Source organism: Cryobacterium sp. TMT1-62, from assembly GCF_004403145.1.
Classification (GTDB): Bacteria; Actinomycetota; Actinomycetes; order Actinomycetales; family Microbacteriaceae; genus Cryobacterium; species Cryobacterium sandaracinum.
On sequence record NZ_SOGZ01000036.1, the window covers coordinates 1 to 26,779 of the forward strand.

Annotated in this window: 27 protein-coding genes; 20 read left to right on the plus strand and 7 right to left on the minus strand. The window is 67.5% G+C overall.

From position 1 onward, the window contains the following. Window positions 1-131 precede the first annotated feature (131 nt). Window positions 132-1,184: a GNAT family N-acetyltransferase gene (locus E3T34_RS10665; protein WP_104100943.1), complete on the plus strand. Its 1,053-nt coding sequence runs from the start codon at window positions 132-134 to the stop codon at window positions 1,182-1,184. Window positions 1,185-1,239: 55 nt separating this feature from the next. Here the strand turns inward: E3T34_RS10665 and E3T34_RS10670 are convergent, their stop codons facing one another. Then, window positions 1,240-3,150: an acyltransferase family protein gene (locus tag E3T34_RS10670; protein ID WP_241977392.1), complete on the minus strand. Its 1,911-nt coding sequence runs from the start codon at window positions 3,148-3,150 to the stop codon at window positions 1,240-1,242. Window positions 3,151-3,346: 196 nt separating this feature from the next. On the opposite strand from E3T34_RS10670, the gene E3T34_RS10675 reads away from it, so the two are divergent. From E3T34_RS10675 to glmM, 4 genes are all read left to right on the plus strand, one after another. Further along, window positions 3,347-4,180 carry a tRNA pseudouridine(38-40) synthase TruA gene (locus tag E3T34_RS10675; protein ID WP_104171773.1) on the plus strand — a complete coding sequence of 278 codons (834 nt, stop codon included), beginning with the start codon at window positions 3,347-3,349 and terminating at the stop codon, window positions 4,178-4,180. A 169-nt stretch (window positions 4,181-4,349) separates the two neighbouring features. Beyond that, window positions 4,350-4,796: a 50S ribosomal protein L13 gene (gene rplM / locus E3T34_RS10680; protein WP_104100940.1), complete on the plus strand. Its 447-nt coding sequence runs from the start codon at window positions 4,350-4,352 to the stop codon at window positions 4,794-4,796. A gap of 49 nt (window positions 4,797-4,845) precedes the next feature. Then, window positions 4,846-5,331, plus strand: coding sequence for a 30S ribosomal protein S9 (gene rpsI / locus E3T34_RS10685; protein WP_104100939.1), 486 nt, complete (start codon window positions 4,846-4,848; stop codon window positions 5,329-5,331). 21 nt (window positions 5,332-5,352) lie between these two features. Further along, window positions 5,353-6,714 (plus strand): phosphoglucosamine mutase, encoded by a 1,362-nt coding sequence (gene glmM / locus E3T34_RS10690; protein ID WP_134342968.1) that lies wholly within the window; start codon window positions 5,353-5,355, stop codon window positions 6,712-6,714. A 275-nt stretch (window positions 6,715-6,989) separates the two neighbouring features. Here glmM and coaA read toward each other — a convergent pair whose 3' ends face one another. Beyond that, window positions 6,990-7,946: a type I pantothenate kinase gene (gene coaA / locus E3T34_RS10695; RefSeq protein WP_104100937.1), complete on the minus strand. Its 957-nt coding sequence runs from the start codon at window positions 7,944-7,946 to the stop codon at window positions 6,990-6,992. Window positions 7,947-7,979: 33 nt separating this feature from the next. Between coaA and glmS the strand changes: the two genes are divergently transcribed. From glmS to E3T34_RS10745, 10 genes are all read left to right on the plus strand, one after another. Further along, on the plus strand, window positions 7,980-9,830 hold the full coding sequence (glmS, locus tag E3T34_RS10700; RefSeq protein ID WP_134342969.1) for a glutamine--fructose-6-phosphate transaminase (isomerizing): 1,851 nt from the start codon (window positions 7,980-7,982) through the stop codon (window positions 9,828-9,830). 59 nt (window positions 9,831-9,889) lie between these two features. Further along, entirely contained in the window at window positions 9,890-10,246 is a 357-nt protein-coding gene (locus tag E3T34_RS10705) for a holo-ACP synthase (RefSeq protein ID WP_104100935.1), read from the plus strand. Further along, window positions 10,243-11,421 carry an alanine racemase gene (gene alr / locus E3T34_RS10710; RefSeq protein WP_134342970.1) on the plus strand — a complete coding sequence of 393 codons (1,179 nt, stop codon included), beginning with the start codon at window positions 10,243-10,245 and terminating at the stop codon, window positions 11,419-11,421. Before E3T34_RS10705 ends, alr begins: the two co-directional genes overlap by 4 nt. After that, window positions 11,421-11,942: a tRNA (adenosine(37)-N6)-threonylcarbamoyltransferase complex ATPase subunit type 1 TsaE gene (gene tsaE, locus E3T34_RS10715; RefSeq protein ID WP_104100933.1), complete on the plus strand. Its 522-nt coding sequence runs from the start codon at window positions 11,421-11,423 to the stop codon at window positions 11,940-11,942. The genes alr and tsaE overlap by 1 nt, the downstream gene beginning before the upstream one ends. Window positions 11,943-12,097: 155 nt before the next feature. Then, window positions 12,098-12,730: a tRNA (adenosine(37)-N6)-threonylcarbamoyltransferase complex dimerization subunit type 1 TsaB gene (tsaB, locus tag E3T34_RS10720; protein WP_134342971.1), complete on the plus strand. Its 633-nt coding sequence runs from the start codon at window positions 12,098-12,100 to the stop codon at window positions 12,728-12,730. Beyond that, the gene (gene rimI / locus E3T34_RS10725) at window positions 12,730-13,242 is read left to right on the plus strand and encodes a ribosomal protein S18-alanine N-acetyltransferase (RefSeq protein WP_134342972.1); all 513 of its coding nucleotides are present in this window, start codon (window positions 12,730-12,732) and stop codon (window positions 13,240-13,242) included. The genes tsaB and rimI overlap by 1 nt, the downstream gene beginning before the upstream one ends. Beyond that, window positions 13,239-14,351 (plus strand): tRNA (adenosine(37)-N6)-threonylcarbamoyltransferase complex transferase subunit TsaD, encoded by a 1,113-nt coding sequence (tsaD, locus tag E3T34_RS10730; RefSeq protein WP_134342973.1) that lies wholly within the window; start codon window positions 13,239-13,241, stop codon window positions 14,349-14,351. The genes rimI and tsaD overlap by 4 nt, the downstream gene beginning before the upstream one ends. Before the next feature lie 139 nt (window positions 14,352-14,490). Beyond that, the gene (locus tag E3T34_RS15865) at window positions 14,491-14,859 is read left to right on the plus strand and encodes a DUF4190 domain-containing protein (RefSeq protein ID WP_166784853.1); all 369 of its coding nucleotides are present in this window, start codon (window positions 14,491-14,493) and stop codon (window positions 14,857-14,859) included. Between the two features lie 97 nt (window positions 14,860-14,956). Next, entirely contained in the window at window positions 14,957-15,520 is a 564-nt protein-coding gene (locus E3T34_RS10740; RefSeq protein ID WP_134342975.1) for a DUF4190 domain-containing protein, read from the plus strand. Between the two features lie 19 nt (window positions 15,521-15,539). Continuing rightward, complete coding sequence (locus E3T34_RS10745) at window positions 15,540-15,950, plus strand: DUF4190 domain-containing protein (protein ID WP_134342976.1); 411 nt, start codon at window positions 15,540-15,542, stop codon at window positions 15,948-15,950. A 25-nt stretch (window positions 15,951-15,975) separates the two neighbouring features. Here the strand turns inward: E3T34_RS10745 and E3T34_RS10750 are convergent, their stop codons facing one another. Next, window positions 15,976-17,175, minus strand: a complete 1,200-nt coding sequence (locus tag E3T34_RS10750) for a methyltransferase domain-containing protein (protein ID WP_104100926.1) — start codon at window positions 17,173-17,175, stop codon at window positions 15,976-15,978. Between the two features lie 127 nt (window positions 17,176-17,302). Between E3T34_RS10750 and groES the strand changes: the two genes are divergently transcribed. The 4 genes from groES (at window position 17,303) to E3T34_RS10770 (ending at window position 20,829) form a co-directional block, all read left to right on the plus strand. Next, on the plus strand, window positions 17,303-17,599 hold the full coding sequence (groES, locus tag E3T34_RS10755; RefSeq protein ID WP_066597535.1) for a co-chaperone GroES: 297 nt from the start codon (window positions 17,303-17,305) through the stop codon (window positions 17,597-17,599). A gap of 101 nt (window positions 17,600-17,700) precedes the next feature. Continuing rightward, window positions 17,701-18,630 carry an EamA family transporter RarD gene (gene rarD, locus E3T34_RS10760; RefSeq protein WP_134342991.1) on the plus strand — a complete coding sequence of 310 codons (930 nt, stop codon included), beginning with the start codon at window positions 17,701-17,703 and terminating at the stop codon, window positions 18,628-18,630. A 46-nt stretch (window positions 18,631-18,676) separates the two neighbouring features. Next, window positions 18,677-19,408, plus strand: a complete 732-nt coding sequence (locus E3T34_RS10765) for an ABC transporter substrate-binding protein (RefSeq protein WP_134342977.1) — start codon at window positions 18,677-18,679, stop codon at window positions 19,406-19,408. A 125-nt stretch (window positions 19,409-19,533) separates the two neighbouring features. Then, a complete protein-coding gene (locus E3T34_RS10770) occupies window positions 19,534-20,829 on the plus strand; it encodes an ABC transporter substrate-binding protein (RefSeq protein WP_104100924.1) in 1,296 nt (431 codons plus the stop codon). A 219-nt stretch (window positions 20,830-21,048) separates the two neighbouring features. On the opposite strand, the gene E3T34_RS10775 is transcribed toward E3T34_RS10770, so the two are convergent. From E3T34_RS10775 to E3T34_RS10790, 4 genes are read right to left on the minus strand one after another with little or no spacing between them, the layout of a single operon-like run. Continuing rightward, the gene (locus E3T34_RS10775) at window positions 21,049-21,819 is read right to left on the minus strand and encodes an ABC transporter ATP-binding protein (RefSeq protein ID WP_104171787.1); all 771 of its coding nucleotides are present in this window, start codon (window positions 21,817-21,819) and stop codon (window positions 21,049-21,051) included. Continuing rightward, window positions 21,816-22,730: an ABC transporter ATP-binding protein gene (locus tag E3T34_RS10780; protein ID WP_104194003.1), complete on the minus strand. Its 915-nt coding sequence runs from the start codon at window positions 22,728-22,730 to the stop codon at window positions 21,816-21,818. Before E3T34_RS10780 ends, E3T34_RS10775 begins: the two co-directional genes overlap by 4 nt. Continuing rightward, the gene (locus tag E3T34_RS10785) at window positions 22,720-23,700 is read right to left on the minus strand and encodes a branched-chain amino acid ABC transporter permease (RefSeq protein ID WP_104101024.1); all 981 of its coding nucleotides are present in this window, start codon (window positions 23,698-23,700) and stop codon (window positions 22,720-22,722) included. The genes E3T34_RS10780 and E3T34_RS10785 overlap by 11 nt, the downstream gene beginning before the upstream one ends. A 14-nt stretch (window positions 23,701-23,714) precedes the next feature. Continuing rightward, window positions 23,715-24,992: a branched-chain amino acid ABC transporter permease gene (locus tag E3T34_RS10790; RefSeq protein ID WP_104100921.1), complete on the minus strand. Its 1,278-nt coding sequence runs from the start codon at window positions 24,990-24,992 to the stop codon at window positions 23,715-23,717. A gap of 277 nt (window positions 24,993-25,269) precedes the next feature. On the opposite strand from E3T34_RS10790, the gene guaB reads away from it, so the two are divergent. Beyond that, complete coding sequence (gene guaB, locus E3T34_RS10795) at window positions 25,270-26,772, plus strand: IMP dehydrogenase (RefSeq protein WP_134342978.1); 1,503 nt, start codon at window positions 25,270-25,272, stop codon at window positions 26,770-26,772. Window positions 26,773-26,779: the final 7 nt, after the last annotated feature.

Below are 26,779 nucleotides of genomic sequence, written 5' to 3' on the forward strand. Positions count from 1 at the left end.
CGTTGCATCGTGTTGAGTGTGGTAACCCAATCGATACCGGAGGTCCTCACCTTTTTAGCTCACGCCACGCTCACAACCTGTGTGGGAACAACAGCTAGCACCCTCGCGGGGCCCCGGCTACAATATTGGCCATGGAACGCCTGAGCGGAACCCAGAATCAGGGCCCGCGTCGGCGTGCAGCCCCGCCGCTCGACGCGCCGGGGCCCGCCCACCCTGAGATCGCCCGGTGGCGTCCGGCAACGGTGTCGGACGCCGACGACCTGTGGCAGTTCACTTGCGCGGTCGGCAAGGCGGACCATCCGTACCACCTGACGACGCGGGAGGGAATCGAGCGGGACTTCGGTCTGTCGTACTTCCATCCGGAGCGGGATTCCCTGATCGGGTTCGCCGCCGACGGCACCCTCGTGGCGATGGGGATGGTGATGGCGCCGCCGGGCGAGACGCTGGCCCGCGCGATCCTGGTCGGCGGGGTGCACCCCGACTACCGCGGACGCGGAATCGGCCGCGAGCTGCTCGCGTGGCAGCTGGGCCGGGCCGAGCAGCAGCTCGCCACCGACGATCCCTCGGTTCCACGCTGGATCCTCGCCTACACCGAGGAGACCGCGTACCGCAGCACCCGTCTGTTCCGGCGCCTCGGCATGGAATGCGCCCGGTACTTCCAGTCCCTCGAGCGGCGCCTCGACGAGCTGATCCCCGAGATCGACCTTCCGGTTGACATCCGCGTCATCCGGTTTACCTCGGAGCTCTCTGCGGCCGTTCACGAAGCGCGCGACTCGTCGTTCCGGGATCACTGGGCCAGCCAGCCGATGAGCGACGATGCTTGGGACTCCTTCGTGACGAGTCGCAAATTCCGCCCCGACCTCTCATACCTGGCCCTCGCGGCCGGCCCCGACGGCACCCCGAAGGTCGTGGGCTTCACCCTGGCCACGGTCAACGAGGACGACTGGCTGAACCAGGGCTACACCGGCAGCCACGTCGACCTCGTCGGCGTCATCGACGGATGGCGGGGCAAACACATCGCGCGGACCCTGCTGGGCCTGCATTTGCATGCCGCACGCACCGAGGGTCTGGCCCGGGCGACCCTGGTCGTCGACTCCGAAAGTCCGACCGGCGCGCTGAACCTGTACCTCGGCATGGGTTTCACGCCCACCACCCGCAGTCTCGCCTTCACCATTGAGCTCTAGTCCCACCCGGGACCCGCACCCGCCGACCCGGTCGACCCGGCCGACCCGGCCTTGGTCACGGCAGCAGCGGCGGCCGGAAAGAGGGTGACCCGGCAGGGTCGGGCAGGCGATACGCCTCGAGGCCCGGCTGCGGCGGCGGCTCGGCGAGCCGTTCCAGAGCGGCCCGGATGACGTCGGCATAGATCCGACCGCCGGCCGGACCGGGATGGATGTTGTCGTTTGCGAGCACATCCGTGTGCGAGGCGATCGCCGTGCTCCAATCGGCCAGCTCGACCGTGCGGTGCCGGGCAGCGTACTCGGCCAGGCTGGCGTTGACCCCGGCCGTCCAGTCACGTTCGGCGAAGGCAGTGATCAGGATCAGCTCCCGGTCCGGGCCGATCACCGCGCGGATGGCCGCCAGCTGACTCGAACGGATCGGCCCGTTGGTGCCGAGGCCCACGACGACCACCGGCCGGAGCGTGCCGGCCTCGGCTTGGGTGGCCAGGATGTCGGGGGCAGCCCCCATGCCCCGTGAGACGGTGGCATCGATCGCGATCCCCGGGAAGCCGGCCTGCAGCTCGGGGGCCGAGGCGAGCATCACCGAGTCGCCCACGGCCGTGATCAGGTCCCCGGGCGCCGCGCGTTCAATGGCGCTGACGGCCGGCCGGGACGCGCGCCGTGCGTTCTGCACGGCCTGCCGCTGCGCAGCATCCAGTGCCTTCTGGCCGCGTTCGATCTCGCTCTGGGCGCTCGTCTGGGCGGGAGCGGTGAGCAGCGCCGCGGTCGTGCCGGTCGCCAGAAACAGCGCGGCGGCGCCGAACAGGCCGAACCAGACGAGCCTGCCGGGCATGCGGATCGTGCGCGCACCGCTCGTGCTCTGCCGCAGGCGACGGATGCTGCCGCGCACCCCCTTCGTGCGCACGGGAAGTTCCAGCCAGCGGTACGATCCACCGGCCGCCAGCAGCGTCAGCGCGCCCGCCAGCACCCCGACTCCGATGCTCGTCAGCACGGTCGGCGACGCGGCGGCCGCCGGCCACGCCCCCTGGGCGAGCACGAGCACCGGCCAGTGCCACAGATAGATGCCGTAGGAGCGTTCACCCAGGTAGCGCAGCGGCGCGGTATCCAGCGCCTGGCCGAAGCCTGGCCCGCGCACGGCCGCCCAGATCACGACCGCGGTCAGCAGGCTCACCAGCATCAGTCCGCCTCGATAGGTCGCCAGGCCGGTGTCGGGCAGGGCGAACGCCGCCGCCAGAACCCCGGCCAGGGCGAGCCGACCCAGCCACGGCCGCCAGCGGTCGCGCAGGGCGGCGAGGCGGGGTGCCGTGCCGTCCGGGAGGCCCGAACGGCGCAGCAGCAGCGCGAGCGCGGCACCGGTGAAGAGCCCGAAGCTGTGCGTGTCCGAGCCGTAGTACACCCGGGTGGGGTCGGCGGGGTCGTATAGCAGCCCCATCCAGACGGCAGAGGCCAGGGCCAGGCCGGCGACGAGTGCCAGGCGAAGCCGGCCGCTCCTCACCAGCAGCAGGCCGAGGAGAGCGAACGGCCAGATCAGGTAGAACTGCTCCTCCACCGCCAGCGACCACAGGTTGCGGAACAGTTCCGGCGCCGTGGCGCTGAAGTAACTCGCCGACCCGGCGATCGACACCCAGTTGTAGCCGAAGGTGATCGCGCCGAGCAGCTGCCAGCCGAGGCCCACCAGCACGTCGCCGCCGATCAGCCAGGCGGCAGTGCACAGGATCAGCACCAGCGGGACCAGTGCCGGCACCAGGCGCAGCGCCCGCCGTTTCCAGAATCGACCGAGCGCGATCCGCGAGGTTTCGTCCCGTTCGGTGATGAGGAGGCCCGTGATCAGGAACCCGCTGATCACGAAAAAGACGTCGACCCCGATGAATCCGCCGGGAAGCACCGCGGGGAAGAAGTGGAACACCACGACCAGAACGACGGCGATGCCACGCAGGCCGTCGAGACCGGCCAGGCGTTTGGTGGGCACGTTCACGGAGTCCGGATGAGCGTCAGAGGGCGGGGGCGGCAGATTTTCATGACAGGTGGGGACCGAGGTCCGGGTTCTACGATAACCCGGACCGGACCGTACACTTACCTCCGTGATTCTTCCCCCGGCGCCCGACGAGAGCCAAGCAGCGGGCACCACCCGGATCAGGCTCGACATCGCCTATGACGGCACCGGCATGAGCGGCTGGGCGACGCAGCCGGGCCTCCGCACCGTGCAGGGTCAGATCGAGGCCGGGCTGGCCGGCATCCTGCACAGCCACCCGCCGACCCCGATCCTGACCGTGGCCGGGAGAACGGATGCCGGTGTGCACGCGACCGGGCAGGTCGCCCACTTCGATCTGAACCCCGACCAGGCCGACGGCCTCGTGCGCATCTCCCGCGGCAAGGGGCGGCCCCCGACGCCTCTGGCGGTCATGGTGCAGCGGCGGCTCAGCGGCATCCTCGTCACCCAGCCCGAAATCGTGATCACATCCTCCGTGCTCGCCCCGCCCGGGTTCGACGCCCGGTTCTCCGCACTTTACCGGCGCTACGAGTACCGGATCGCCGACTCCGTCGTCGGGCACGACCCGCTGCAGCGGTTCCGCACCACCTGGCACGGCTTCGCCCTCGACGTGGACGCTATGGACGCGGCTGCCGCGACGCTGATCGGCCTGCACGACTTCGCCACCTACTGCAAGCCGCGGCCCGGGGCCACCACGATCCGCACCCTGCAGGAGTTCCGCTGGTACCGCGATCCGGATGGTGTGCTCGTCGCATCCGTTCAGGCTGACGCCTTCTGCCACAGCATGGTGCGCGCGCTGGTCGGGGCCTGCGTCGCGGTGGGGGAGGGGCGGCTGTCCGGGGACCGCCTCGTCGACCTCCGGATCGAGCGGGCCCGCACCAGCGAGTTCAAGGTGATGCCCGCCCAGGGTCTCACGCTGCTTCAGGTCGGCTATCCGGCCGACGAACTGCTCGCCCTGCGGGCCCGCGAAACGCGCGCGCGCCGGGAGCTCATCGACGACACCGAATAATGGTTGAATTGCGCTGCCGGGCCGACGGCGTTAGTGTTATTCCTTGGTGTCTGTGCGTTGCAGCCAGACACACGAACGTGAGCCCTCCATCGATCGTGTTCCCTCTCTGGGAACACACCCGGAGCGGGATTCACGAACACCTCCGTTCGAATAAGAAAGCAGCTAAATAGTGACGCGCACTTACACTCCCAAGGCAAGCGAAGTCCAGCACGACTGGGTCGTCATCGACGCCACAGATATCGTGCTCGGTCGTCTTGCCAGCCACGCCGCCATTCTCCTTCGCGGGAAGCACAAGGCAACGTTCTCTCCCCACATGGATATGGGCGACTTCGTCATCATCATCAACGCCGAGAAGATTGCCCTTACCGGCAAGAAGCTCGACCTGAAGATGGCGTACCGCCACTCCGGTTACCCGGGCGGCCTCACGGCCACCAACTACTCGGAGATGCTCGAGAAGCACCCGACCCGTGCGGTTGAGAAGGCCATCCGTGGCATGCTGCCGAAGAACACGCTCGGCCGCGCCCAGCTGGCCAAGCTCAAGGTCTACGCCGGCCCGGAGCACCCGCACGCCGCGCAGCAGCCGAAGCCGTACACCCTCGCCCAGGTCGCTCAGTAGCGCCGGCCTCCAGACTTTTCGATTCTAAGAAAAAAGGATTCACACCATCGTGGCGAAAATCGCAGATCAGATTGACCAGGCTCCGGAGAGCTACTCGACCGAGACTCCGACCGAGACTGTAACCAAGGCGCCCCGCGCCATCCTCAATGTCCCCGGCGCAGCCGTCGGACGTCGCAAGCAGGCCATCGCCCGCGTGCGCATCGTCCCCGGCTCCGGCACGATCACCGTCAACGGCCGCGAATTCGGGGACTACTTCCCGAACAAGCTGCACCAGCAGCTCATCAACGACCCGTTCAAGGTGCTCGACCTCATCGGCAGCTACGACGTCATCGCCCGCATCACCGGTGGTGGCCCCTCCGGCCAGGCCGGTGCCCTGCGTCTCGGTATCGCGCGTTCGCTGAACCAGATCGACGAAGAGAACAACCGCGCCATCCTCAAGAAGGCCGGCTTCCTCAACCGTGACGCTCGCGTCAAGGAGCGTAAGAAGGCCGGACTCAAGAAGGCCCGTAAGGCTCCGCAGTTCTCCAAGCGTTAAGTCGATTGGCACCGTAGAAAAATGCCTCGACTATTTGGCACGGACGGCGTCCGGGGTCTGGCTAACCGTGATCTCACGGCTGGCCTGGCTCTGGCCCTCGCCCAGGCCAGTGCGGCGGTCCTGACTCAGGGCCGCCGCGCGGAGTTGCGTCGCGCAGAGGGCCGTCGGCCCGTTGCGGTGCTCGCCCGGGATCCTCGGATCTCCGGTGAATTCATTTCGGCCGCGGTCGCGGCCGGACTGGCGAGCTCCGGTGTGGACGTGCTCGACGCGGGCGTCATTCCGACGCCCGCCGCGGCTTTCTTGATCGCCGATATCGGCGCAGACTTCGGCGTGATGATTTCCGCCTCGCACAACCCCGCTCCCGACAACGGCATCAAGTTCTTTGCCTTCGGGGGAACCAAACTTCCCGACGACGTTGAGGACCGCATCGAAGAGCACCTGTCGCTCGACATGCTCACGCCGATCGGCGGAGACGTCGGTCGCATCAGCCGCTTCGCGGACGCCGAGGACCGCTATGTCGTGCACCTGCTCGGAACGCTGCCGCACCGCCTGACCGGCATCCACGTCGTGCTCGACTGCGCGCACGGCGCCGCCGCCGGCGTATCGCCGCAGGTCTTCACGGATGCCGGTGCCACGCTCACGGTCATCGGAGCCGACCCCGACGGCAACAACATCAACGACGGGGTGGGCTCCACCCACCTCGACAACCTATCCCGTGCCGTCCTCGAGGCCGGTGCCGACGTCGGAATCGCCCACGACGGCGACGCGGACCGGTGCCTGGCCGTCGACCGCGACGGCAACATCATCGACGGAGACCAGATCATGGCGATCCTCGCTGTCTCCATGGCCGAGCGCGGGGTTCTGAAGGACCGCACGCTCGTGGCCACGGTGATGAGCAATCTCGGTTTGCGTAAGGCCATGGCGGCCAACGACATCCGCCTGATTGAGGCCAAGGTCGGCGACCGGTACGTGCTCGAAGAGCTCAACGTCGACGGGCTGTCCCTCGGCGGCGAACAATCCGGTCATGTGATCATGACCAAGTTCGCCACGACCGGTGACGGCATCCTGACCGGGCTGCACCTGGTCGCCGAGATGGCACGCACCGGCAAGACCCTCGCAGAGCTCGCCTCGGTGATGACGGTCTACCCGCAGATCCTGGTCAACGTGCGCGGCATCGACCATCACGGGCTGAAATCTAACGAGGTCATCGCGGAGGCTATCCGTGCCGCTGAGGCCGAGCTCGGGGACACCGGACGGGTGCTGCTGCGACCCTCGGGCACCGAGCCCATGGTGCGCGTCATGGTCGAAGCGGCCGATCAGGGCACCGCCGACCGGCTCGCGAACGAGCTGGCCGACATCGTGCGCCTGCAGCTCGCCCTCTAGAGAGTTCTCGCCGCGGCCGCACCCGCGGCCGCACCCTCGGCCGCACCCTCGTTCTCGGCCGTGCCCCGCGCGCCCGCTCCGCCCCGCGCCCCTGACGAATTCGACGGAGATTGTGGCCGAATCGTTCCGAAACAGCCACAGAAACCGGCTTTTCGTCAAAATCTCGGTCGAATTGGTTCACGGCCGGAGTGCCCGGACGTCGAGGGTGCCCGGACGTCGAGGGTGCCTGTGCGGTGACACCCGGCGGAGCGCACTGTGCGGTGACAAACGGCGGGTCACACCTTGCGCAGCAGCACCTTGGAGACGGAGTGGTTCGGATCCTTGCGCAGCACGAGGGTCGCCCGAGAGCGGGTCGGACGGATGTTGCGCAGCAGGTTCGGTTCGTTGATCTCGGTCCAGATTTCCCGGGCCCGGCTCCGCGCCTCGGCCTCGGTCATACTCGCGTACCGGTGGAAGTACGACTTCGGATTACTGAATGCGCCGCGCTGCAGCTTGAGAAAGCGCTCCTCGTACCAGCGAGCGATGTCCTGCGTGCGGGCGTCCACGTATACGGTGAAGTCGAAGAGGTCGCTGACGGCGAGGCCGTGGCCCGGTCCGGGCGGCTGCAGCACGTTGAGACCCTCGACGATCAGGATGTCCGGCTGCCGCACCACGATCTGGGCGTCGGGCACGATGTCATAGCTGAGGTGTGAGTAGAACGGCGACCGCACTTCGGCGGCACCGCTCTTGACCGCGGCCACGAAGCGTAGCAGGGCCCGCCGGTCGTAGGACTCGGGGAACCCTTTTCGGTCCATCAGGCCCCGGCGGGTGAGTTCGGCATTGGGCAGCAGGAAACCATCGGTGGTCACCAACTCGACCCGCGGGGTGTCCTCCCAGCGGGCCAGCAGCTCCCTCAGCAAGCGGCCGATGGTGGACTTGCCCACCGCGACCGATCCGGCGACCCCGATCACGAACGGCGTGCGCTGGGCGCGCTCCCCGAGGAAGTCGCTCGTGGCGCGGTGCAGCTGCCGTGCACCGGCGGCGTAGAGGTTGAGCAGGCGGCTGAGCGGCAGGTAGACATCCGTCACCTCACTGAGGTCGAGCGGCTCACCCAGCCCCCGCAACTGCACGATCTCCGTCTCCCGCAGCGGAAGCCGGGTGGTTGGCGCGAGGGCGGCCCAGTCAGCCCGGTCCAGTTCGACGAAAGGAGTGCTGTGGCCGTTGTTCCAGGGACTCGCAACCGGATCGGACATTTCACCGAGCTTACTCGGACTAATATCGCAGTCATGTGTGGAATCGTTGGTTACGTCGGAGATAACAAGAGCGTTCAGGTCCTGATGGGAGGTCTGCGGCGACTCGAGTACCGGGGGTACGACTCCGCGGGGATCGCTGTCATCGACAGCGAGGGTGCTCTCAATACCGCTAAGCGAGCGGGCAAGCTGGCCGTTCTGGCCGCCGAGCTTGAGACGAACCCGATCAATAATGGGAACACCGGGATCGGTCACACTCGGTGGGCCACCCACGGGGCGCCGAATGACGTGAATGCGCACCCGCACCTGGGTGACAACGGCAAGCTGGCCCTTATTCACAACGGAATTATTGAAAACTTCTCCGTGCTCAAGGACGAACTCCTCGCCGAGGGATTCACCTTCGAGAGTGAGACCGACACCGAGGTCGCCGCGATCCTGCTTGGCCGGGAATACCAGCGCGTCGGCGACCTGGGCGAAGCGTTCCGCGCTGTCGTCTCCCGCCTCGACGGTGCCTTCACCCTACTCGCCGTCCACCAAGACCAGCCCGGCATCGTCGTCGGCGCCCGCCGCAACTCCCCGCTCGTGATCGGCTTGGGCGACGGAGAGAACTTCCTCGGCTCCGACGTCGCCGCTTTCGTCGAGTACACCCGCCGCGCGGTCGCCATCGGCCAGGACCAGATCGTCACGATCACGCCGGACCTCGTCACCGTGACCGACTTCGACGGCAACGCCGTCGAAGTGGAAGAGTTCGACATCGCCTGGGATGCCTCCGCGTCCGAGAAGGGCGGCTGGTCCAGCTTCATGGCCAAGGAGGTCTCCGAGCAGCCGGATGCCGTGCGCAACACCCTGCGCGGGCGCATCCATGAGGGCCAGGCCGTCGTTCCCGAGCTGACCGAATTCGGAGACGACGTGCTCGCCGACATCCGTCGCATCGTGGTCGTCGCCTGCGGCACCGCGGCGAACGCCGGCTACGTCGCCAAGTACGCCATCGAAAAGTGGACCCGGGTTCCGGTCGACATCGAACTCAGTCACGAGTTCCGTTACCGCGACCCGGTGCTGAACCCCGAGACCCTGGTCATCTCGATCAGCCAGTCCGGCGAAACCATGGACACGCTGATGGCGGTCAAGTTCGCCCGGGAAGCGGGTGCGAAGGCCATCTCGATCTGCAACACGCAGGGTGCCACCATCCCCCGCGAGTCGGACGCCGTCATCTACACCCACGCCGGCCCGGAGGTCGCCGTGGCCTCAACGAAGGGCTTCACCGCCCAGATCGCCGCCCTCTACCTCTTCGGCCTGCACCTGGCCCGGGTGCGCGGCAGCCTCAGCGAAGCCGAGTGCGCCGTGCAGATCGCCGAGCTCCAGGCCATCCCGGACAAGCTGGCGACCACGCTGCTGCAGGAGTCGACCGTGCACGAGCTGGCCACCTGGATGGCCGACACGCGTGCCGTGCTCTTCCTCGGCCGCCACGTGGGCTTCCCGATCGCGCTCGAGGGTGCGCTCAAGCTCAAGGAGCTCGCGTACATCCACGCGGAGGGCTTCGCCGCCGGTGAGCTCAAACACGGCCCGATCGCGCTGATCGAGCCCGGCCAGCCGGTCTTCGTCGTTGTGCCGAGCCCACGCGGCTCCGCGCACCTGCACCCCAAGGTGGTCTCGAACATCCAGGAGATACGGGCCCGCGGCGCGCGCATCATCGCGATCGCCGAAGAAGGGGATGTCGCGGTGCTGCCGTTCGCGGACACCGTCATCCGCATCCCGCTGGCCTCGCCGCTGTTCGAACCGCTCCTCGCGGTCGTGCCGCTGCAGATTTTCGCCATGGAACTCGCCACGGTGAAGGGCCTCGACGTCGACCAGCCGCGCAACCTGGCGAAGTCCGTCACGGTCGAGTAGCGCCAGTCCTCGAGTCGGAGTAGCCGGAGGGTGCAGCACAGGGTGCAAGGGTTGACCGGATGATCCGGGGCATCGGGGTCGACATCGTCGACCTCGCTCGCTTCGAACGGCAGGTCTTGCGCACGCCTGGGCTTATTCCCCGGCTTTTCACGGAAGCCGAGCGCGGGTTGCCGATGCACTCCTTGGCCGCGCGCTTCGCGGCCAAGGAGGCACTGATCAAAGCGCTCGGCGACAGTGCCGGCGCCAGCTGGCAGGAGATGGACGTCGTGACCGACGCGCACGGCAACCCGGGATTCGTGCTTCACGGGGCTACCGCGGCGGCACTGACGGCCCGCGGCATCGACACAGTGCACTTGACCATGACTCACGACGCCGGGGTGGCCTGTGCGTTCGTGGTCGCGGAGGGCGGGGCATGACCGGATACCGCGAGGCCGTCGTCGACCTGGGCGCGGTCTACGCCAACGTCGCGCACCTCAGGCAGGTGGCCGGCACCCCGCACCTGATGGCCGTCGTCAAGGCGAACGCCTACGGCCATGGGGCAGTGCCGGTCGCCCGCACCGCGCTCGCCGCGGGCGCCGACTGGCTCGGGGTGGCCGACGTCGACGAGGCGCTCGAGCTGCGGGCCGCCGGCATCGACGCGCCCGTCCTGGCCTGGCTGCACGATCCGGATGCCGATTTCACCGTCGCCATCACCCGGAGCATCACCCTCGGGCTGTCCTCGGCGCGGCAGCTGCGCCAGGTCGCCGAGGCCGCCGCCGCTCTCGGTCGCGTGGCCGACGTGCACCTCAAGCTCGAGACCGGGCTCAACCGCAACGGCGTGAACGAACCGGACTGGGCCGAGACGTTCGCTCTGGCGGCCCAGCTCGAGCAGGCCGGCCGCCTGACCGTGACCGGCATTTTCAGCCACCTGTCGAATGCGTCCCCGGTCGACGACGCCGAGGCGATCGAGCGCTTCGAACGCGGTGTCGCTCTCGCCGCCGACACCGGGCTGACCCCGTCTCTGATCCACCTGGCGTCCACCGCGGCGGCGGTGCGCGTGCCGGCCGCCCGCTTCTCGATGGTGCGGGTGGGCATCGGCATCTACGGTCTGTCGCCGTTCGCGGACCAGACGTCGCAGGATTTGGGCCTCACCCCGGCGATGACGCTGCGGGGGCGCGTCGCCGCCGTGCGCCGCGTGGCTGCGGGGGCCGGGGTGTCCTACGACTACCTGTGGCGGGCACCGGTCGACGGCTACCTCGCCCTCGTGCCACTCGGCTACGCGGACGGCGTGCCCCGCCAGGCCTCCGGAACCGCGTGGGTCGACATCTCTGGACACTCGCATCCGCTGGTCGGGCGCATCGCGATGGATCAGTTCGTCGTCAGCGTCGGCCAGGAACGCGTGGCGGTCGGCGACGAGGTCGTACTGTTCGGCAACCCGGAGACCGGTGTGCCGAGCGCGACCGACTGGGCCGACGCCGCCGGCACCATCAACTACGAGATCGTTACCCGGATCGGCCGCCGGGTTACCCGCAGCTACCGGAACGCGGTCGACGGCGCGGCGGGCGGCACGCGGCCCGGCGGCGGCGTTCGGCCCGGCGGCGGTTCGCGCTGATGCGCGCCGTCATCCCCGACGCCGACAGCATGCACGAGTTCGGCCGCACGGTCGCGGGGCTGCTGCAGGCCGGCGACCTGATCGTGCTGACCGGGCCCCTCGGCGCCGGAAAGACGACCTTCACCCGCGGCCTGGGGGAGGGTCTGCAGGTGCGCGGCTCGGTCACCAGCCCCACCTTCGTGCTGGCCCGCACCCACCCCAGCACGATCGGCGGACCCCCGCTCGTGCACGTCGACGCCTACCGGCTCGGAAGCGCCCTCGAGCTGGATGACCTCGACATCGATTTCGTTCGGTCGATCGTCGTGGTCGAGTGGGGTCGCGGGATGCTCAACGGTATCGCCGACTCCTGGCTCGATATCGAGATCGAACGGCCCGTCGGGGCCTCGCAGGCGGCCGCATCCGTCGTCGCCGACGAGGCCGAGGTGCTTGACCTCGACGAGCCGCGCACGGTCACGGTCACCCCGCACGGCCCCCGCTGGCCGAACGAATTCGACGGAGATTTTGCTCCTACGGGCCCATAGTGGGCCCGATCCGGCTCCAGAGCCCAAAATCTCCGTCGAATTCGTTCAGGGCGGCCGACGAGCAGGCTTGGCGGAGCAGGATCGGCAGCACAGCCCGTCGGCGGCACAGCGCATTAGCGGCACAGCGCATCGGACACAGCGAATAGGCTGGTGAGGTGCTTCTCGCCATCGATACTTCCGCCGGAACGAGCGTCGCGGTCGTGGATCTCGCCCGAGGCGTCATCGCCGAACACGCCACCGACGACACTATGCGCCACGCCGAGGTGGTCGGCCGCCTGATCGCCGACTGCCTCAGCGACGCGGCCGTGCCGATCAGCGGCCTCTCCGCGGTGGTCGGCGGCATGGGTCCCGGCCCCTTCACCGGTCTCCGTGTGGGCATCGCCGCCGCGCGGGTCTTCGCGCTGGGCGCCGGGGTGCCCTTCGTGCCCGTCGTCAGCCACGATGCGCTCGCCTTCGGCCGCTACCAGGCCGGCCACACCGGCCCGCTCGTCGTCGTCACCGACGCCCGTCGCCGCGAGGTGAACTGGTCCGTGTATAGCGGGGCGGATGCCGTGGGTCTCCCGATCCGGGTCGACGGTCCTGGTGTGGCCCGGCCAGCCGTGCTGCGGGAGCCCGGCTGGGCGCACGCTGAGGTGCCCCGCTTCGACGCGGTCGCCGTGTCCGCCGGGGAGCTGGGGCAGGTTGCCGAGCTGATGTGGGCCCACCAGCGCCCGTTCGACGCCGACACGGCGCTCTACCTGCGCTCGCCGGATGTCACCGTGTCCAACGGCCCGAAACGGGTGAGTTGATGATGTGGCAGCTGCGGCGCGCCCGAGCCGCCGATGTGGACGCCATCATGGCGCTCGAGACCCGTATCTTCGTCAACGACGCGTGGTCCGCCGAGGCGATGGCCCAGGACGTGGTCAACCCGAACTGCTACTACCTGGTGGCCTTCCCCCCCGATGAGCCCGACCGGATCGAGGGCTACGCCGGGCTGCAGGCCCTGCAGGGAGCGCGCGAGGGCGACATTCAGACCATCGCGGTCACCCAAGAGACCCGCGGCCACGGCCTCGGCCGAACCCTGATGCTCAGCCTGATCGCCGAGGCCCGGAAGCGGGGCGTGCGCGAGGTGTTCCTCGAGGTGCGCGCCGACAACCCGCCGGCCCAGGAACTCTACCGCCGACTCGGCTTCGAGGAGTTGGGCATCCGCCCTGGCTACTACCAGCCCGACAACGTCGACGCGATCGTGATGCGACTGCACGTGCCTGACGCCGAGATGCAGATGACACCGGCAGAGGCCGCACTGGAGGCCACCGAATGACCGCCCTGAACGCGCAGACCACCCTGAACGCGATGACCGCGCAGAACCGCGCCAACCCGCTCGTGCTCGGCATCGAGACCTCCTGCGACGAGACCGGAATCGGAATCGTGCGCGGAACCACCCTGCTCTCTAACACGATCGCGTCGTCGATGGACGAACACGCCCGCTACGGCGGAGTCGTGCCGGAGGTGGCCGCGCGCGCACACCTTGAGGAGCTCGTTCCGGCGATCCGGGCGGCCGCGCTGGAGGCCGGCATCCGTTTGGAGGACATCGATGCGGTGGCCGTGACCTGCGGCCCCGGTCTGGCCGGCGCGCTCATGGTCGGAGTCGGCGCGGCCAAGGCACTAGCCATCTCGCTCGGCAAACCGATCTACGCGGTCAACCACCTCGTCGGTCACGTCGGGGCCGATGTGCTTCGACTCGGCGCAGACGACTCCACGAAGCCGCTGGAATACCCCACCGTTGCGCTTCTCGTCAGCGGCGGTCACACCTCACTGCTGCTGGTGCGCGATCTGGTCTCCGACGTCGAACTGCTCGGCGAGACCATCGACGACGCGGCCGGCGAGGCCTTCGACAAGGTGGCCCGCCTGCTCGGCCTGCCCTACCCGGGCGGACCCCAGATCGACCGGGCCGCGCGGGAAGGCAATCCCGCGGCCATCCGTTTCCCCCGCGGTCTCAGCCAGACCAAGGACATGGCGAAACACCGGTACGACTTCTCGTTCTCCGGGCTCAAGACCTCGGTCGCGCGCTGGGTCGAGCAGAGACGCGACGCGGATGAGTCGGTGCCGCTGGCCGACGTGGCCGCCAGTTTCCGAGAGGCGGTCGTCGACATCCTCCTGACCAAGGCCGTCGCGGCCTGCGTCGACCTCGGTGTGCCGAGGCTCCTGCTCGGGGGCGGCGTGATCGCCAACGCCCGGCTGCGTCAGGTGGCCCAGGAGCGCACGGATGCCGCCGGCATCGCCCTGCGCATCCCGCCTCTGTCGCTCTGCACCGACAACGGCGCCATGATCGCCGCCCTCGGGGCGCAGCTGATCATGGCCGGGCATGCGCCTTCGTCACTGGAGTTCGGGGCGGACTCCACCCTTCCGGTCTCCGAGATCCAGGTCTGAAACCCCCTCCCACCGGTATTTCGCCACCGGACGGGTATTCTGGCTTCGGCAGGCGACGTTTGTTCGTGCGATCAACACCTTGTCCGACTGGGAGCCAGATTGGCAGCCCAGATGCACCATTCCCGAAGGAGCAATCGACATGACCGACCCCAACGAGCCGCCGGTTAACCCGCCCATGTTCCAGCCGCCGGCGGCGCAGGCCGCTCCGGCCTACGCCCAGCCGGGCTACCCTCAGTCCTACGCGCCGCAGGGCCCGTCCGAGAAGTACAACGTGCTGTCCATTGTGTCGCTCGTGACCTCGGTGCTCGGGATCTCCCTGGTCGGCATCATCACCGGCCACATCGGTCTGAGCCAGATCGGGAAGACCGGAGAAAAGGGACGGGGACTCGCGATTGCCGGCCTCATTGTCGGCTACGCCGGCCTGGCGGCTCAGCTCCTGGCCGTCGTCCTGCTGATCCCGTTGATGATCGCGATCGCGAACGACCCGACCCTGCTCAATACCTACTGACCTGGAGGCCACGGGCAGAAACCCTGCGCGTCGATGACCCGTGACCCGATATGCAATTAGCGACGCCACCCCGTCGTCCGGAAAGGAATGAATTCGCATGAGCGATTCCAACAACCCCAGCAACTCTGACGTGCCCCGCGTGCCTGACGTGCCCCAGGTGCCCGGCGTGCCGGAGGTGCCTGACGTGCCGCAGGTCCCCGATATCCCGCGCGACGAGCAGGGGGCGTCCGCCGCCCCGCCGGCGTACAACGGCCCGACCCCGCCGGCCTCCGTTCCGCCCGCCTTCGGCGCCGCGACCCCGCCGCCCGGCTACGACACCCCGGCGATGACCCAGGCGCCTGCCCATGGCGGCGCGTATTCGTCGCCCTTCGGTGCGGTCGCCGCGAAGCAGCCGATTTTCAGCATCTTGGCGCTGGTCGCCGGCGTTATCGGCGTGCTCGGCTCGCCGATCGTGTTCCTCCCGATTGTGGGTGGCATCCTCGGACTGTTCATCCCCGCCGCCGCGGTCGTCCTGGGCTTCCTCGGTAAGTCGAAGGAGCCGCAGGCGAGGGGCTTCTGGCTGACCGGGCTGATCACGGGGTTCATCGGCGTCGGTCTGGCACTGGTCAGTATCGTGATCTGGTCTGTCTTCTTCGCCACCATCCCCACCTCGTCGTACTGAGCGGAAGATAGCAGCGGGGATGGTTGGGGAGGAACGGGACTGGTCCCGCAACGATGACTTCCGGGTCGACCTCACCCGGCCTCCGGCGCCCGCTCCGGGGGAGCTGGACTACGCGTCGACCATCACAGCCCCTACCGAATGGGTGCCGTACGTCTACACCGACAGCGAGCTGACCGCGCAGGCAGGCCAGGGCGGGCTGTCCATCGCATCGCTCGTCTTCGGGCTGCTGGGGCTGCTGATCGCGGTCTTCGGCGTCTGGGGTGCGGCGCTCTCCCTGGCCGCGGTCGTGCTGGCCGTGATGGCCCGCGTGACCGAGCGCCGTGCCGGCACCGCGTGGGCCTACGGGCTGTGGACCGGGCTGGCCGGGCTGGTCCTCGCGGTCGGGTGGGTGTTGATCGTCACACAGGTGCTGACGGTCGTGCCCGGCTGAGCCATGCTGTCCTTCGCCGCTGGCCTCAGTCGAGTGGCGGAATCCGCTCCACCAGCAGAGCCACCCGGTGGCCGGCGGCCCGGGTGAGCACGAGCGTCGCCGACTCGGGGCCCTTGAGCTTCAGTCGGGTGCGCAGGGTGGCCGGGTCGACGTCCACGCCGCGTTTCTTGATCTCGAGAGTGCCGATGCGGCGTTCTTGTAGGCCCAGCCGCAGCTTCTTCTCGTCGACCGGCAGCACCTCGAGCACCCGGAATGCGGTGGCGAAGGGCGTGCGTTGCAGGGTCTCGGAGGTGAAATACGCGATCCCCTCGCTCAGCATCGACGCGTCGAGCGACCGGGCCAGGTCCCCGATCAGACGTGCACGGATGATCGCGCCGTCCGGCTCGTACAGGTAGTCGCCCAGCACTCCCACCGGGGCATCCGTGCTGTCGTGGGGCGCGGTCAGTTCGTGGATCCCGGTCCGGCCGAGCAGCAGGGCGGAGCGACGGATGCCGGCGCGCGCCAGTGCTCCGAACCACAGCCCCATCTCCACGAGCTTGCCGTCCACGGAGACCCACTGCGACTCGGCCTCCGCGGGGATCAGCTCGCGGTCGTGGCCCGGCCCGAGCTTGACGCCGACGGGCATCCGCTCACTGAGACCGAAGACAAAATCGAGGTGCGGGGAGTAGTCCTCCGGCCGGGTCAGGCGCGAGGTGTTGGAGTGCCCGGCGGTGCGCCGGGCCGGGTCGAGCCAGGCGGCGTCGAAGCCGGCCAGGTCGACGTCTTCCGCGGACGAGTGCAGCACGCTCGCGTTCTCGAACGGAGCCAGGTTGTAGCTGGCGACGGTCGCGGTCACCTCGTCGGCGTCCACCCCCGTCACCGTGAGGTCCATGGCGGCCAGGGCCATGGCGTCGCCTCCGATGCCGCAGCCGAGGTCGACGACCCGGTTCAGGGACGCGCCCGCGAAGCGGCCGGCGTGCAGCGCCGCCACCCGCAGCCGGGTGGCCTGCTCGAGGCCGGCCTCCGTAAACAGCATGCGGCCGGCGAACTCGCCGAACTTGGGCACGGCCCTGGCTCGGAGCCGGGACTGGCTGAGCACCGCGGTGACCAGCTCGGGGCTGTGTCCGGCCTTGCGGAGTTCGCTCACCACCCGCACGACGTCGGCGGCCGCGTCGTACGGCGGCAACGAGTCCAGCAGGCGTAAACCGCCCGGCGATAACAGCTCGACGAGCTCTGAGCGTTCCATCGTGTAAACCTATCAACACGACGCATCTGGCACTCACGTTGCGTGAGTGCCAGATGCGCCCTAAACTCGTCTTGGCACTCTCGCTGTGAGTCTGCTAACTATGTCTTAGCTAAGAAAGAGGTCAACCGTGTCGGTCTCCATCAAGCCGCTCGAGGATCGCATCGTCATCAAGCAGGTCGACGCAGAGCAGACCACCGCATCAGGTCTGGTCATTCCTGACACCGCCAAGGAAAAGCCCCAGGAGGGCGAAGTTGTCGCAGTCGGCCCCGGCCGCATTGACGACAACGGCAACCGCATTCCACTCGACGTCGCCGTCGGCGACAAGGTGATCTACTCCAAGTACGGTGGAACCGAAGTCAAGTTCGGTGGTGAGGACCTCCTCGTCCTGTCGGCCCGCGACGTGCTCGCAGTCGTCGTTCGCTAGCCACACCCACGCAACGGTAGAATCCCGGATGGCCCTGGCCATCCGGGATTCGTCGTTAAGAAAGGTCCGCTGTGGCGCAAGACCCTCTTCCACCCGGGAAAATCCGCGCGGCCCGCCCGGCGCGGTCGGAGCAGAGCAAGGGACTGATCTACGCGGTCCTCGCCTACACCCTCTGGGGCACGCTGCCGCTCTACTTTCTGCTCCTCGCGCCCAGTGGTGCCTTCGAGATCGTGGCCTGGCGGGTTCTCTTCTCCCTGGTGTTCTGCGCACTGCTGATCACGGTCACGCGCAAGTGGAAGTCCTTCCTCGCGCTGCTGCGGAGGCCTCGAATCGTGTTCACCATGGGTCTGGCCGGCCTGCTGATCTTCGTCAACTGGCAGACCTACGTCTTCGCCGCCCTCAGCGGCCACGTGGTCGAGGCAGCCCTCGGCTACTTCATCAACCCGATCGTGACCGTGTTCCTCGGCGTCATTCTGCTGCGCGAGAGGCTGCGCCTGCTGCAGTGGGTGGCCGTGGGAATCAGCCTCGGGGCCGTCGTCGTGCTCACCGTCGGCTACGGCTCGCTGCCGTGGGTGTCGCTCATCCTCGCGTTCTCGTTCGGATTCTACGGATTGATCAAGAAAAGGGTCGGCCGCGACGTCGATGCCGTCGCCGGACTCACCCTCGAAACGGTCTGGCTCGCACCCATCGCCGTGGTGCAGCTGATCGTGGTGGCCTCTGTCTCCGGTCTCACCTTCGGAAGCGTGTCCATCTGGCATACCGTGGGGCTGCTGGCAGCAGGTGTTGTGACCGCTGTGCCGCTGTTGTTCTTCGCCGCCGCGGCCCGGCGCCTGCCTCTGACATACATGGGTCTGATCCAGTACTTCGCTCCGATCCTGCAGTTCCTGGTCGGCGTCTTCGTGCTGCTCGAGCCCATGCCGCCCGAGCGCTGGGTCGGTTTCGCACTGGTCTGGGTGGCGCTGGTCGTTCTCACGACCGACATGGTCCTCACCGGACGCGCGCCCCGGCGTGCGTCCCTTGAACCGGTCTGAGCCCCGCTACGCTCGGGGACGCACCTCGTATGTGAAAGGACACCGGATGCGCACTGCGTCGACTTCCCTGCCCGTCATCCTCGTCGGGGCGCTGGCCTGCGTGCTCCTGCTGTCCGGATGTAGGGCTGAGGTCGCGCCGCCCTCAGTCGAGCCCGCTGCCGCCGCGTCCGTCGTGGTGGCTCCGTCCGGTGACGGGACCGTGCGCCTCGGAACTCTGTTCCCCATGACGGGCCCGGCGGCGGCCAGTGGTGCGGCACAGGTGGCCGGCTCCGAACTGGCCGCCCGGGAGATCACCGAGCAGGGCCGAATTCTCGGGACTCCGATCGAGATCATCCACCGCGACTCCGCCGTCGACCCGGCGACGTCGCTGACCGACTTGTTGGCTCGTGGCGTCGACGTCGTGCTGTGGGACGCCACCGTTCCGATGCCGGGCGATCTGGCGGCCGCCGTCGCGGCGCCGCCGGTGGTACTGCTGTGGCTCGGCGACTTCGCGAACGGAGGCACGCCGCTGGCCGCCAGTGACGGCTTCGCAGCGCGCCTGCGCACCCTCGATCCAGGGCTGGTCGACACTGCCGGCGGCGGTGAAGCCTATGACGGAGTCGTCTTGAGCGCCCTGGCCGCAGCACGGGCCGGAGACGACGGTGCGGCGTCGATCAGGCCCGCTCTCGACCAGGTCAGTACCGGGGCGTTCGCCTGCGCATCCTGGGGAGAATGTGCGGCCGCGCTGGCCGATGCGCAACAGATCGCTTATCAGGGCGTCACCGGCCGCCGATCGTAACGATTTGGTCTGCGTTACACGGATGTAACCCGGTTGCCTTGTTTCGCGCGATTCCTGTCAATAATGTGACAGAACGGCAGTCAATCGACCGCTGTCATTTCTCATTCCTAGTCCCAAGGAGCAACATGAGCGTATTCGCGAAGGCCTCGGCCTCCCGCTCAGTTCGGGCAGTCGTCACTGGAGTCGCCTTGGTCGGCGTCAGTGCACTTCTGCTCACCGGCTGCAGCAGCAACACCACTGAGCCGGCTGCATCGGAAGCCCCCGCCGCGAGCGGAGACGCCCAGGCCATCACGGCCGGCGACCGTGACCTGACCCTGAAGGTCGGCACCATCCTTCCCCAGAGTGGCGCCCTGGCCTTCCTCGGCCCGCCCGAAGAAGCCGGCGTCGCCCTGGCCGTCAAGGACATCAACGACGCGAACCTCGGATTGACCGTTGAGGCCATCTTCCGTGACTCCGGCGACACCACGACGGACACCGCGACCGGTTCGGTGACCGACCTTCTCTCGCAGAAGGTTTCCGCCATCATCGGCGCGGCATCCTCCGGCGTCTCCAAGACCGTGATCGACCAGATCACCGGCGCGGGCGTCGTGCAGTTCTCCCCGGCCAACACCTCGGCGGACTTCACGAAGTACGCCGACAAGGACCTCTACTGGCGCACCGCGCCGTCCGACCTGCTGCAGGGTGAAGTCCTGGGCACCCAGATCGCCGACGACGGCAACAGCACCCTCGGCCTGATCGTGCTCAACGACTCTTACGGCACCGGCCTGGCCGAGTCCACGACGACCGCCTTCGAGGCTGCGGGCGGCGAGGTTGTCGCCACGTCCCTGTTCAACGAGGGTGACTCCAACTTCGCCGCTCAGATCTCCGAAGTGACCGCCGCCAACCCCGACGCGATCGCCCTGATCACGTTCGACCAGGCCAAGGTCATCACCCCCGCACTGGTCGGCTCCGGCTTCCCCGGTGGCAACCTGTACTTCGTGGACGGCAACCTGTCCGACTACAGCAAGGACTTCGACGCCGGCATCATCACCGGTGCCAAGGGCACGCTGCCCGGCCTCGACGTAGGAACCCTCGGCGACTTCACCGATCGTCTCAAGGAGATCGACCCCACCCTGACCGACTTCAGCTACGCGGCAGAATCTTACGACGCCGTCATGCTCGTCGCGCTGGCCGCCTACGCGGCCAACGACGTCTCGGGTGAGGCCATCTCCAAGCACCTCCGCCAGGTCTCTGGGGGAACCGGCGACGGCACCACGGTCTCCGACTTCACCGCGGCGGCTAAAGCCCTCGCGGCCGGCGACCAGGTCGACTACGAGGGCTTCTCCGGCCCGGTCACGTTCGATGAGAACGGCGACCCGACCGAGGCAACCATCGGCGTCTACGAGTACCTCGAAGACAACACGTACAAGCGCATCAACTAGTCACGATTCGTCGCTGACCGGCATTCGATCTGGAAGGGCCCCGACTTCGGTCGGGGCCCTTCTTCGTGCGCCCGGTGACGGCCGTCACCCGGTGACGCCCCTCTCCCGGACACGATCGGCGTCACCGGACACGGAGCACCGGACACACGGAAGCGGCGCCCGAAGATCTCGGGCGCCGCTTCGTCGTGCGGGGCGTGCAGTCGGTGCTGGCGGCTCCGGCTAGTCGTCCTGGCCGAGGGTGCCGAGGTAGAGGCCGATCACCTTGGGATCGTTCAGCAGCTCGCGGCCGGTGCCCGTGTAGGCGTCACGGCCCTGGTCGAGCACGTAACCGCGGTCGCAGATCTGCAGGCACCGGCGCGCATTCTGCTCCACCATGATCGTGGTCACGCCGGCCTTGTTGATCTCCTTGACACGCAGGAACGCCTCGTCCTGGCGCACGGGGGAGAGGCCTGCGCTCGGCTCGTCGAGCAGCAGTACGTGCGGGCCCATCATCAGCGCCCGCGACATGGCCACCATCTGGCGTTCCCCGCCGGACAGCGATCCGGCGCGCTGCTGCAGACGCTTCCCGAGCTCCGGGAAGATCTCCGTGACGAACTCGAGGCGTTCGGTCAGGCCTTTCGGCTTCAGGAACATGCCCATCTCCAGGTTTTCCTGGATCGTGAGCGTGGGGAAGACGTTGTTCGTCTGGGGCACGAAACCGACGCCCTTGGCCACGAGCTTGTTCGCCTTGAGGTTGGTGATGTTCTCGCCGCGAAGCAGGATCTCACCCTCCCGGACCTTGACCTGGCCGAAGATCGACTTGAGCAGCGTGGACTTGCCGGCGCCGTTCGGGCCGATGATCCCGATCAGCTCGCCGTCGTAGGCGGTCAGGGAGCAGGCGTTGAGGATGTTGACGCCCGGCAGGTAGCCGGCCGTCACCGTCTTGACCTCGACGACGGGCTGCCCGGTGGGCGTGTAAGCCGGCGCGGCGGCGGGGCTGGTGTTCGTCAATCGAGCAACTCCTTAATGGCTTCCACATGTTCTGTTTCGGCGGCCGGATCCTCGCCGAGGTCCTCGTCGTGGTGCTGACCCAGGTAGGCGTCGATCACGGCGGGGTTACGCATCACCTCGTGCGGGTCGCCCTCGGCGACCACGCGGCCTTCGGCCATCACGATGACCCAGTCGGCGATGTGGCGCACCATATGCATGTCGTGTTCGACGAACAGAACCGTCATGCCCTCCGCCTTCAGGTTGAGGATGTGGTCCAGTAGCGACTGCGTCAGTGCCGGGTTCACCCCGGCCATCGGCTCGTCGAGCATCACCAGGCTCGGCTCGCTCATCAGCGCCCGTGCCATCTCGAGCAGCTTGCGCTGCCCGCCGGAGAGGCTTGCGGCGTAGTCATCCTTCTTGGTGTCGAGCTTGAACCGTTCGAGGATATCGAGGGCCTGCACCCTGTTCGCCTCCTCCTGTTTGGCCCAGAAGAAGGGGAAGATCGCCCGGAACAGGTTCTCGCCGGCCTGGCCCTTGGCGCCGAGCAGCATGTTGTCCATGACGGTCAGCAGGCCGAGCGCCTTGGTGAGCTGGAAAGTGCGCACCTGGCCCATCCGGGCCACCTTGAACGCGGGCATCCCCGACAGGGGGCGACCCTCGAAGGTCCACGACCCGGTGTCAGGCTTGTCGAAGCCCGTCAGCAGGTTGAACAGGGTGGTCTTGCCGGCTCCGTTGGGCCCGATCAGCGCCGTGATGGCGCCGCGCGGGATCTCGACGTGGTCGACGTCGACGGCCTTGAGACCGCCGAAGGTTCGACTCACGCCGTCGGCAACCAGGATCGGGTCGCGCTTCTTGCAGCCCGGTTCGGCCTCGCCGATGTGCAGGTCGGTCGACTTGACCGGCTTGTTGCTGGGAACGGTGTTATTTGACAAAGGCCAACTCCTTCTTGTTTCCGAAGATGCCTTGCGGTCTGAAGATGACTATAAGCATGATCGCCACTCCGACCAGGATGAAGCGCAGCTGGCCGGCCTGAATGCTGGTGATGAAAGGGATCCAGCCTGCCTCCACCGCTCGGGCGATGAACCCGGAGAAGAAGGAGAGCAGAACCCAGAAGACCATCGAGCCGATGACCGGCCCGAGAATCGTCGACGCGCCGCCGAGCAGGAGGATCGCGTAGATGAAGAACGTCAGGGACGTCTGATAATTCGAGGGCACCACCGCACGGGGAAGCACAAAGATCATTCCGGCGATCGTGCCGAACACGCCACCGAGAATCAGAGACTGCATCTTGTAGGAGTAGACGTTCTTGCCGAGCGCGCGCACAGCATCCTCGTCTTCACGGATTCCCTTGATCACGCGACCCCACGGGCTGCGCATGATCTGCCAGGTGAACAGGCAGGCGAGGGCCACGATCGACCAGGCCACGATGCGCAGCCACCAGTCGTACTCGTTGTACTCGAAGGGGCCGAAGCCGTAGCGCCCCTCCGGGATCGGGTTGAGGCCGGCGAAACCGCCCTTGTAGCCGCTCAGGCCGTTCGCGGAACCCGTGATGGACTGGAACGTGTTCGTCGTGAACAGGAGGCGCACGATCTCGGCCGCCGCGATCGTCACGATCGCGAGGTAGTCCGCGCGCAGGCGGAGCGTCGGGATGCCCAGGACCAGGGCGAAAACGACGGATGCGCCGACCCCCACCAGCACGGCACCCCAGACGGGGAAACCGAAGCTGAGGGTGGAGATGGCGAACCCGTAGGCTCCGAGGGCCATGAAGCCGGCCTGGCCGAAGTTCAGGAGGCCGGTGTATCCGAAGTGGATCGCCAGCCCGAGAGCCGCGAGGGCGTAGGCGGCGGTGGTCGGGCTGATCAGCTCGACGGCTGCGTTGCTAAAGATTGCTCCCCAGTCGATCATCGGATGCCCTTCTAGCCAATTCTCTCTTTGCGACCCAGGATGCCTTGCGGCCGAAGCAGCAGCACCAGGATCAACACGACAAGTGCACCGACGTATTTAAGGTCGGAGGGAAGCAACAGCGTCGACAGTTCGACGAACAGGCCGACGATGATCGAACCGATCAGGGCGCCGAAAGCGGTGCCGAGACCGCCGAGGGTCACGGCCGCGAAGACGAGCAGCAGGATCTGGAAACCCATATCCCAGCTGACGCCCGGGCGGAAGTAGGCCCACAGAATTCCGCTGAGGCCGGCGAGGGCCCCACCGAGCACCCAGACGATCCGGATGACGCCGTCGACGTCGATCCCGCTGGCCGAGGCCAGGCTGGGATTGTCGGAGACCGCGCGGGTGGCCTTGCCGATGCGGGTGCGCAACAGGAAGTAGGAAACGGCCAACAGCACCACGATGCTGATGCCCATGCTGGCCACGTCGATCATCGAGAGCCGGATCGGACCCAGCTGCATGTCGGCGAGGCCGGATCCCGGAAGCTGGCTCGTTCCGCCGCCGACGAAGATCTGGAACAGGTAGCGCAGGGCGAGCGAGAGGCCGATGCTCACGATCATCAGTGGGATCAGACCGACGCCCTTGCGGCGCAGCGGCTTCCAGATCACCGCGTCCAGGCTCCAGCCGAAGCCCGCGCTCAGCGCGACGGCGATGATGATCGCCAGCCAGATCGGCAGGCCGAGCGTGACCGAGAAGAGGAGGGACATCAGCGCGCCGAAGGTGATCATCTCCGCATGCGCGAAGTTGCTCAGCCCGGTGGTGCCGAAGATCAGGGACAGCCCGATCGCGGCGAGGGCCAGGAGCAGACCGAAGTTCAGCCCGTTGACGAACCGATTGATGAACTGGTCAAAGAAGCTCACCGTCGTGCGCGTGCCCTCACCGAGGAAGAAGTTGACCGACTTCACCTTCGTGAGCGCGAATTCCGCCTCGATCACGCTGCCGCCCTTAGCGACGACGACGCCCTCGGGGAGGGTCTCCTCATCGAGGGTGACGGTGTAGGCGGCCTTCTCGGGCACGCCGACCTTCCACTTGCCGTCGGCACCCGTTTCCACGGATGCTTCATAGCCGGCCCCCTCGACGGTGATCAGCACATTGTCGAGCGGTTTCTGGTCGAACTGCACATTGCCGGTGAGTACGAACTCGTACTCATCGGTTCCGACCTCGTCGGCATGAGCCGGACTGGCCGAGACGGTGGCGAATGTGGACATAGTCAGGGCTGCGAAGAGCAGGCCGAAAAAGATCACCAGCATTCTGGGTGAGAATCTGCGAACAGCTTCAGGGGAATTCACTGCACCTCCATGGCGGCACCGTTGGGTCTGTGACCGAGCGTGCCCCGGGTCTCACCTACCAACATCTTTGTTGACAGTAAGTGAAGATTATGTCGCATATGTTCCGACGACGGCCGACACTCCCTAGATTCTCTGCTGAGGAATGCGCAGAGCGCAACGTCGCTTAACATTGAGAAGCCGGTAATCGAGTTGGATGGCCGCGTTTTCTCCACTTTCCTGCATTGTTAAAAGGGGTTTCATGGATCAGCCAGATCCGTTCGGTTTCACCGGGCTTACGTACGACGACGTCCTTCTTCTTCCGGGGCACACCGACGTCATTCCCAGTGAAGCCGGGACAATGTCTCGGTTGACGCGCCGGATCAGCGTGGCCACGCCGCTGCTGTCCAGCGCGATGGACACCGTCACCGAGACCCGGATGGCCATCGCGATGGCCCGTGAGGGTGGCCTCGGCGTGCTGCACCGCAACCTCTCGATCGCGGACCAGGCCGAGCAGGTCGACCTCGTCAAACGCAGCGAATCCGGCATGATTACCAATCCGGTAACAACTTCGCCCGACGCCACCGTTGCGGAGGTCGACGCCCTCTGCGGGCAGTACCGGATCAGCGGTCTTCCCGTCGTCGACGCCGACGGCGTGCTCGTGGGCATCATCACAAACCGGGACATGCGGTTCGTCTCCACCACCAAAAAGCACACGACCCGGGTGCGCGAGGTGATGACGACGGCACCGCTGATCACGGGCAAGGTCGGCATGGCCCCGATGGACGCCGTCGCCATCTTCGCCACCCACAAGATCGAGAAGCTTCCCCTCGTCGACGACCACGGCCGCCTGACGGGCCTGATCACGGTCAAGGACTTCGACAAGAGCGAGGAATACCCCTTCGCCACCAAGGACGATGCCGGACGACTGCGCGTCGGCGCGGCCATCGGCTTCTTCGGCGACGCCTGGCAGCGCGCCACCGCACTTCTCGAGGCAGGCGTCGACGTGCTCGTGGTCGACACCGCCAACGGCGACAGCGCCGGGGTGCTCGAGATCATCCGTCGCCTGAAGTCCGACCCTGCCTTCGAGGGGGTCGACGTGATCGGCGGCAACGTGGCCACCCGCTCCGGCGCCCAGGCCCTCATCGACGCCGGCGTCGACGCGATCAAGGTCGGGGTCGGCCCCGGCTCGATCTGCACCACCCGCATCGTCGCCGGCGTCGGCGTGCCGCAGATCACCGCCGTCTACCAGGCGTCGCTCGCGGCCCGGGAGACCGGCATCCCGGTCATCGCCGACGGCGGGCTGCAGTATTCCGGCGACATCGCCAAGGCACTGGTCGCCGGCGCGGACACCGTCATGCTCGGCTCCCTGCTCGCCGGCTGTGACGAGAGCCCCGGCGAGCTTGTCTTCGTCAACGGCAAGCAGTTCAAGACCTACCGCGGCATGGGCTCGCTCGGCGCGCTGCAGAGCCGCGGCACGAAGACCTCCTACTCCAAGGACCGCTACTTCCAGTCGGATGTCCCCTCCGACGACAAACTCATCCCGGAAGGCATCGAGGGCCAGGTCCCGTATCGCGGACCGGTGTCCGCCGTGGCCTACCAGCTGATCGGCGGCCTGCGCCAGTCCATGTTCTACGTGGGCGCGCGCACGATCGACGAGCTCAAACAGAAGGGTAAGTTCGTACGGATCACGTCCGCCGGGCTCAAGGAGTCGCACCCGCACGACGTGCAGATCGTGGTCGAGGCGCCCAACTACCGCCGCTGACAGTACT